Annotated in this window: 2 protein-coding genes; one reads left to right on the top strand and one right to left on the bottom strand. The window is 44.4% G+C overall.

What is annotated here, in order from left to right:
- The coding region (locus QJ48_RS34395; RefSeq protein WP_162238612.1) for a substrate-binding domain-containing protein at positions 1 to 333 on the top strand (333 nt) is incomplete at its 5' end.
- 164 nt (positions 334 to 497) lie between these two features.
- Here the strand turns inward: QJ48_RS34395 and QJ48_RS34390 are convergent.
- The coding region (locus QJ48_RS34390) for an amidase domain-containing protein (protein ID WP_193394550.1) at positions 498 to 1,348 on the bottom strand (851 nt) is incomplete at its 5' end.

The following is a 1,348-nucleotide window of genomic DNA, read 5'->3' as shown; positions in this document are numbered from 1 at the left end:
GCGCTATCGATGGAAGCGGGCGTTGAGGCCGCACATCGGCTGGCCGGCATGAACCCGCGTCCGACGGCGGTGCTGGCGGGCACGCATCAGACGGCGGCGGGGCTTGTCGCCGAAGCGCGCAAACTCGGGCTTCGCGTACCGGACGATTTGGCGGTGATCGGCTTCGATAACCATATGCTCGGCCAGTTGCTCGACATTACTGCGGTGGAGCAGTCGAACAAGGATGTGGGCCGCGCTGCTTTTCAAATGCTGCATCGCTATATTGCGGAAGAACGGTATGAGGCGGAGAAACAGGAGCTGCCGGTCCGGCTGGTGGAGCGGTCGACGGTCTAGTCCGATCGAGGAGATGTAGCGTTACGTCTGGCCATTCATTCTTGGAGCAGCTGGTGCATTACTGGCGTGTTCCGGACACGAAGGCAGCGGCGACGGTAACAGCTCAAGGACATAAAAAAGGAAATAACCACTGAGATGCTACTAGTGGTCATTTCCTTTAAGATTTATCTGAAACTGTAGAAATCTATGTTAGAATAAGCCTTGATTGCATCTAAAAGGGGATACGCTTGTCTTTCGTTAGAGTGACCTGCAAGTTTAAAATCTTTATTCGTTGAATCGTACTCAGTTATGATCATTACATGTGTCGCTACAGTTATCCAACCGGAAAGACCTTTAGAAAATATTACCAAATCACCTCTGTAGATACTTCTATTATAAAATTCTGCGTGTTTTTCTTCATAATTTTCACGAGAAGTACCCGCAACGTATTTTCCTCTCCAGTACGAATAGAATTCTTTAACGCTTGTCCACGGACTTGGATCTGAAAGGCTCCAACTATAGTTCAATTGATCTGCACTCTCAGGAACTAAATAAGTACTGTTTTTTTTGTAGATATACCAATTTCCTGTCATGGCCAAACCGCCTTTTAACAGGGCTTGTGAAACAAAATTCGTGCAATCGCTCCCCCATTTTGTAAATGCCGGGAAATCAGTACTGTATCTGTTATAGTTATTGTATGCCCATTCGGCTGCCGTAGTTGCGTTGAAACTTGAGTTTAAGGTAGCTGCTGGATTTTGAGCTGTTGAAGTAGATACACCTTTCTTTTTATCTTCTTCTGGTTGTGGTATCAATGTTTTACTTGGTTGAGGTCTGACAGCATTTAAAAATTGAATTGAAGCAATGTCTTTGGAATCTTTTGCATATCTTTCAATAAAATCTACTAAGACCTTTTGATCACTCGATTCTTTAACAGAAGAATAAATTTCTTTTATTTTATGCATCACATCTATCTTATCTTCTTTTTTCAGAGATGTAGCTTTTATCTGGACATCCGTATCCTTGGCTACTTGCGCAA

Origin of the sequence: Paenibacillus sp. A3 (assembly GCF_001399685.1) — a bacterium.
Classification (GTDB): Bacteria; Bacillota; Bacilli; order Paenibacillales; family NBRC-103111; genus Paenibacillus_G.
The sequence above is the reverse complement of the archived record's forward strand: the minus strand, read 5'-3'. Positions and strand labels throughout refer to the sequence as shown.